This is a genomic window from bacterium (assembly GCA_035527515.1).
Lineage (GTDB): Bacteria > B130-G9 > B130-G9 > B130-G9 > B130-G9 > B130-G9.
The window spans coordinates 1-6,459 of sequence record DATLAJ010000179.1; the positions used below are offsets into that span (position 1 = coordinate 1).

General features: G+C 57.5%; 5 protein-coding genes. All 5 read right to left on the minus strand.

The window, feature by feature from the left end:
• Positions 1–348 precede the first annotated feature (348 nt).
• Complete coding sequence (locus VM163_14130) at positions 349–627, minus strand: hypothetical protein (protein HUT05016.1); 279 nt, start codon at positions 625–627, stop codon at positions 349–351.
• A gap of 625 nt (positions 628–1,252) precedes the next feature.
• Positions 1,253–3,025: a YfhO family protein gene (locus VM163_14135; protein HUT05017.1), complete on the minus strand. Its 1,773-nt coding sequence runs from the start codon at positions 3,023–3,025 to the stop codon at positions 1,253–1,255.
• 18 nt (positions 3,026–3,043) lie between these two features.
• Entirely contained in the window at positions 3,044–4,459 is a 1,416-nt protein-coding gene (locus VM163_14140; protein HUT05018.1) for a nucleotidyltransferase family protein, read from the minus strand.
• 31 nt (positions 4,460–4,490) lie between these two features.
• Positions 4,491–5,567 carry a hypothetical protein gene (locus tag VM163_14145; GenBank protein ID HUT05019.1) on the minus strand — a complete coding sequence of 359 codons (1,077 nt, stop codon included), beginning with the start codon at positions 5,565–5,567 and terminating at the stop codon, positions 4,491–4,493.
• Between the two features lie 16 nt (positions 5,568–5,583).
• A complete protein-coding gene (locus VM163_14150) occupies positions 5,584–6,057 on the minus strand; it encodes a hypothetical protein (GenBank protein HUT05020.1) in 474 nt (157 codons plus the stop codon).
• Between the last annotated feature and the right edge of the window lie 402 nt (positions 6,058–6,459).

Below are 6,459 nucleotides of genomic sequence, written 5' to 3' on the forward strand. Positions count from 1 at the left end.
AAACTGGTGGGGCAGTAGTAGTTTGTGCTGCTGCTGGCATCGCCACAGCCGAGAACGACCGGCCCGTCCGGCTGCCCGATCTTCGCCGCGATTGCCTCCGCGATCTTGTTGATGTCCTCCTTTTGCATTGTTCTTGTCTCCTATGTTTTCTGCGGTTATCAATTCACTAGTTACCCTTTACGCACAGTCAGACCAGTCGCGAACCCGCACCGCATTGGCCGCCGCCCAAACTGTGAATCCAGATACCAGTGGCACAGGAACGCAGGGAGCAGATTCAAGTGTCCCTTGAAGATGGTGCCTGCCACAGTTCCTTGCCTCGGTCCCGACGCTGCGGCACCCCCTTGCCGCTCAAGCGCTGTAGGTGTCGCAGACGAAACGATCACTCCCGCAGTTGAACTGAGAGCTAGCTCCTTCGCAGTCAAAGTACCCGTGGCAATAGAAGCCATAACCACAGTTAAAGACCCCGGCGCCCCCACACTCATAATCATCGTAGCAGATGTAGGTGTCACTACACCGATAGTCTTGACTGCTGCTTGCATCGCCACAGCCCAGAATGACTGGCCCGCCCGGTTCTCCGATCTTCGCCGCGATTGCCTGTGCAATCTTGTCGATGTCCTTGTCCTTCATTCTTGTTCTCCCTTTGTTTCATTCTGGGCGGTTCGTGAACCGCCCCTACAATCGGGCAGACACAAAGCTGCCCCTACAGTTGGTTGATTTCGTTTCAAGGCTGCAATTGGTTCCATTCTGGGTGGGTCGTGAGGCTGCGCAGGACGCAGAATCGGGGGCGTTCCACTACTGAGACCAAATGGGTCGCAGATTTTGGGCTGGAGAGAAACAGGTTGCGAGGCGCTTGCGGTGGCCTTTGCAGACCCAGTTACATTGGCGCAAGGCCGGGCTTGACACACAGGCCCATATAGACGCGGTAATGCGCCGGCCTGGCCTATCCCCTGCCTCACGGTTGCGCAATTTCGCACAATACATCCCTACTATCGGCGGTCTGTCCAAGTCACCGGACTGACGGGGTGGGCGCCAGTCGGCAAAGACAACACCGCGATTTACGGGCCAATTAGACACGTTAAACAGCTGATCCAGCGATGTCAAGCTTTTTTTTCGAGGGCTCTTACGAGGCCGCGCGCAATTGGGATTCTAAGAGACGATCGCTTTTGGTCCCTGTCTCCTCAGGGGCAAGATGCAGCCGCGGCAAATGTTATGCGAGCCTGTGCCGCTAGCATCATCAATTCCGTGGTCGAGGTCAGGACTTGGGGCCTGTGAGCTTCGGCGGCAGAATCTCGAATAGCAGGTCCGTCCCGAATTGCCTCATGAGGCGGACGTCTCGTGAGTTCCTGTAAAAGGTGACGAGCGACTGTTCGCTCAGGACCTCCCTGGATGCGAAGAGTATCCCCCCTCCCTCAAAGACGATGTACTTGACCCCGAGGGACCTGAGTTTTTGGATCTTTGTGTAATCCTCTCGGGCGGTGATGTCTGCCTCCAACAGCTGGATGGGTGCAATGATTGGTTTTTTGTGCGTTAGCTGATGTAGGAGAGCGGTCTGCACAAGGGGGACTGAGACGAGGCGGTCTTCGAAGAGGATGAAGGCGTAGCTGTTGGGTGTCTCGGGCAGAATATCGAGGACCTTGCCACTATCTGGGAGGCCAGCCAGGAACTGATCGACTGGGCGAGGCGCGACGGATGTGAGGTTTGTGCCTGGCAGGACGATGACCTCGGCGAGGATAGCGCAGAACGCGAGGGTGATGAGAACTCTATGGACGGCAGGCTGGAAAGCCCGCCCCACGCGCATCAGGCCGTATGTCGCGACCGCAATGACGCAAAGCTCGACGAGGACGCCCATTCGGGAGTAGAAACGGAACATTGGGGCGAGAAAATACAGATAGTATGCCGGCGTCTTGATCTGCAACCCAAAGGCCTCGATGACGGGCGGGAACGAGATGATGAAGCAGGAGAGTGCGCAGAGGGCGAATGCTAAGGCGGCTGCGGCCGGCCTGATCTCGTAGGGGCGATTCACGAATCGCCCTTTTGTGTTCTGATTCGCGTTCTTTGTGGGCGGTTCGTGAACCGCCCCTACATAGCGGACCGCGCAGAAGAGGGCGTAGGCGGCAAAGGCTAGTATCGTAAACCCCAGAAAGAGCGATTGCTCTGACTGGTAGCTCTTGTGGATGCGCAACGCCACGAACTGTGCGAACGGGCCCCCGAACAAGGAAAATGGTGGTGAGGGGACGACATAGTCGCGGAGCCTTGCGGCGAACCTGAACACATCCCTAATATCCCTAGCGTACCAGAGGCGATGCGTGATGAATTGCCAGGCAAATGGCAGAGAGACGGCAGCAATCACCGCTGGCGCGATGAGTGTGCGGGCATAGTTCTTGGCCCTTCCAACCACGTTTGCTCTCACTAGGAGATGGCACAGGAGGTCTGCGATCACAAAGGCGAGCGCTGCCAGTGCTGTGAAGAAGCCGTAGTAGTAGTTGCCGAGTAGTGTCAAAAGGTATGAACAGATCAGAAGCGCGATGTTTCTGGCGGAGGGTCTGTCGGCGCATCTGAGCAGGAAGAGGAAAACCAGCGGCAGCCACTCTATGTGCGAGAGGTCCAGATGCGCGGTGGCATGGGCGAGGTGGTATGGGCAGAATGCGTAGGCGGTTGCAGCTACCAAAGAGACAAGTTTCTCACCTCGGGTGATGTAGTGTGCGAGGAAGAACATTGTGAGCCCAGCGAGCGGGAAGCTGAGAAGCATCAAGACGTTGTAGGCAACGACGGCCGAGAAAAGCCTCGTCAATGCGACCCCGGGCAGGAACGTCGGCAGATGCGTCCCCAGCCAGAACCATTTGAACGGCAGGCCCTGCTCGAGGCGTTCGGACGCGATGTGAAAGGCACGTATCTTGAAGAATGGGTCGCCGGGGAAGCCGAATATATGCGTATTGAGGTTTGCGATCAGCGGCCAGGTCTCGAAGATGGCCAGCGCGGACCAGAAGATGATAGCGAGAAGAATTATCCGGCGGTTACCATTCATCTTGGCATGATCGCGTTCCTACGCATCCCCGCCTCTTCTCGGAATCTTCAGCACCTTATGCTTGGCGTAGAACGCGATTATGGACATAGCCATGTTTAGCAGCCTCGTCAGCCGAAACGGCGCGCCCAGCACAGCTCGCCTGCGCCATCCGGGTTCCCCATTACCGCCACTGCCAACAGCCCCTTCCGAAAAGATATATCTCATCAGGTCGAAAACTCTGGATGGTCTGAACTGTAGCGTCGGATGCATCCGAAACACTCGGGAGAGTAAGAATTGATGGACTCGCATGGGTCCGGTTGCGCCATATAATGTGTGGTGCTGTGGCCACAATGCAATATATTTGGCCACTGCCCGCTCGAACCGGAACGACCTGAGCCCAGGCAGCTGTTTAACCACCCACGCGGGGGCGCGGGCTCCCAACAGCCGCTGCGAGAGGTGCATCGCGCTTTTCACGTGACCACCCACGCGCCATCGGCGAGCCCTGTCAACGGTGGCCTCCCAGTCGAGCTCCTCCCCAACCTGAGTGAGCATCAGGGCTATATCCAGAAGCCAGATGAGACGATTGTTCACGTCGGGGTTCGCGACGATGGCCTCGTCTGGGACGCCCTCCGCAAACCTTGAGTAATAACCATGCTCCTCCAGATGCGTGCAGAGATAGATCAGGTGGTCCTCGTCGCAGAGGCAAGGCGACTCGACCCCGCCCAGGGACCGGACGGTTGCCCTCGACATGACCTCATCTACCGGTATCCGCCAGGGCCTGAACTGGTGCGTCAGGCCCCAGTGAAGCTCAATCTTGGTTTTGCCTGTCGCAAGGTATGGCAGGTGGATGTGATGCTTCAGATAGAAGCGCGAGGGCAAAAGCCCGGGCGGGGGCGCGTAACCCAGCGTCGTGAGGATAGTTTCAGCACGCTCGAAATCATCGCTGGAGATGAGCAGGTCGAGGTCCGCGAATGGGCGCAGCGCCGGGTCGCCGTATAGCGTGAAGGCAAGGCTCGGCCCCTTGAGAGCGACAACGGGTACGCCCGCTTTGCTCGCGGCCACGGCAATTGCCTCAAGCTCTGAAAGCGCGTCGAGATTCACCTGCTTGGTCGCTTTGTAGTCGCCTGCAAGAGAATCCCTGAGGCTCGATCGTACTTCGCTGCTCAAGTACGCATATAGGGTGGGCAATAGTCCATGCTTGCGCCCGAGCGCAGCCAGCCATTGAGTCGTGAGCTCATCCTCAGGGGGTGCAGTAGGACCTCGCGTGGGGTCGGTTATCCAGCGACAGGCGGCAAGCAGGATGCGACACGCGTGATTGCGAGCCTTATTATCGCGCTCGGATGCAATGGTATATGCTCTCTTCAGGATTGCCCGCGCATCCCGCCTGGCTACGTGATGCTGGTTCACGGTCTCCGCGACCGTGGGACCACGAGAGTCTGAGATGCCGGCTTTCAAAGGCGCTCCGTTCATGTTCGATAGCATTTGGCTAAGTTGCCATCAGCTGCTCCAGCTTCTGCCGAGCTTGTCGATAGATACTCTCGAGGTCGGCCTCCATCCCCGTCTGCCGGTCCCTCGTCGGTTGCTCCATCGCCCCAAAGACGGCATCGACAGTCTCAGGGATCGACGATGAGCAAAGCGTCCAGCAATTGGCGCGAGTGAGAACGTGATAGAGCACGTCTAGCATGGCGAGGCGCCGGTCCTTGGGTAGGTGGCTGGCGTTGATCGAGTTCTCAGCGATGTTTTCAAGCGCCTTGGCGCTCGGTGCTGGCCTCGCCGATGGGCGCCCCCGCCCTCTCTCCATCAGGAACACCGAATGGACCGCTGCCGGCTTGCCAATCTTGATGCCACATTTCCTATCCAGGGGGTCAATCAAGTAACGCCTTCCCTCCGGCTCATTAAATGAGTACTGACGGTCCGTTGAAAGTCCCAGAAGCTTCATTGTGTTCTCTCTGGGCAACATCGGCCGCGGGAACGGACGAAGTAAACGCGAAGTCATGTCGATTGCGGCGAACTCGTCGGATAGAAACCGGAACCCATTCTGGCAAAGGGCCAAGGTTAACGTCGTTTTGCCGGAGCCGGAACCCCCTATTAGCATAACCCCGCGGCCATCAGTCACCAACGAGGCGCTGTGGATTATACATAGGTTGTCCTGTCTTTCGTTCACGTTCTGCGTGACGATGCCTAGCAGAAGGGGCAGAAGAGTCGCAAGGCTGTCCGACTCGAAGTACTCGCCAGTCGGGTATCGGAGAATCATCTTACCACTCTCAGCAGAGGCCGAAGAGTCGTTTAGAACTTCAAACAAAGCAAACATCGGGTCCGCATAGAATGGAGTGCCGCTCCCGGTGCCAGTGCGAGATCTCGCCGCGATGTCCGGCGCCGCCCCTATACTCTCAATGAAGTAGCCAAAGCTGGCCCTGACAGCCATCTGAGTCTTATTGCTGTTGACAACGATGCCCGCACGGACGCCGTGAACGTTCAGCAGAATCTGTTTCGCGCCTCGACCAGGCCGCGCTGGGTCGGAGTACGGGCCGCTCTTGGTGAAGCTGAGCGACATTCCTTGCATCGCGGCCCGCCCCATTTCAGAACCCACCGAGAAAGCCAGTGCTGCCGGGCTTTCTGGTCTGCTTGCGGTCCTCGAGGATCGCCGAAAGTAGCGTGCGTCTCCTGAAATCTAGTTTGGCCGCAAAGGTCCCAGAAGACAGGGCAGCTCGTGAACCGCCGACAGAGAAGACGCCACGTGACGCATCAGGTACGGACGAGCACAGAAGCGCATTATCGGGCCCGACCTCCACCCGGACAGGAAGCGAGAGACCATCGGGGTGCTTTGAGATGGCAAGAGTAAGTACCGCTTGCCCCACGCCCTCGAGCATCGTTGCCGCCTCGGCATTGCGGGCGGTAAACAATGCGTGCAAGGTCTGGTCCTCGAGTCGCACAATTGCCTCTCCGCTAATGGAGTCCTTTACCTTGGTCAAAGATAGGACAATGCTGAGAGAGACGAGAAGGCCCGCCTGAAGCAACAGAACTACGGCGAGGAGAAGGCCCTTCTTGCGCATCAAGCGCCCCACAAATCGCCACTCACTAAATAGGAACTTGCCAGTCACTGTCTTAATCCCCAGGCATTCTTCATCATTGATGCGTTAAATCCCCTATATGTTAACACAATCTGACCACCGCAGTATAGGGATTTCTTGCCAGCGGCGCCACAAAGTCCGTTCCACTCCCAAGGGTGTTTGCAGGCGACCGATAGCTAATCGAGCTACATACTCTACCTGGCCTGCGCAACCAAGACCCGTTTTTCATTTACAGCAAAAAAAGCTTGACATACCTTGAAGCCCTCTATAATCTGTTTAATAGACCCGAAAATGGCGGTGCTGTTCATGCCGGCTGGCGACCACCACCCCGCCGATCGGCTGCGAGAAGAGCCCGCTGCTAGTTGTGAGGGCTGAGGCCATGTT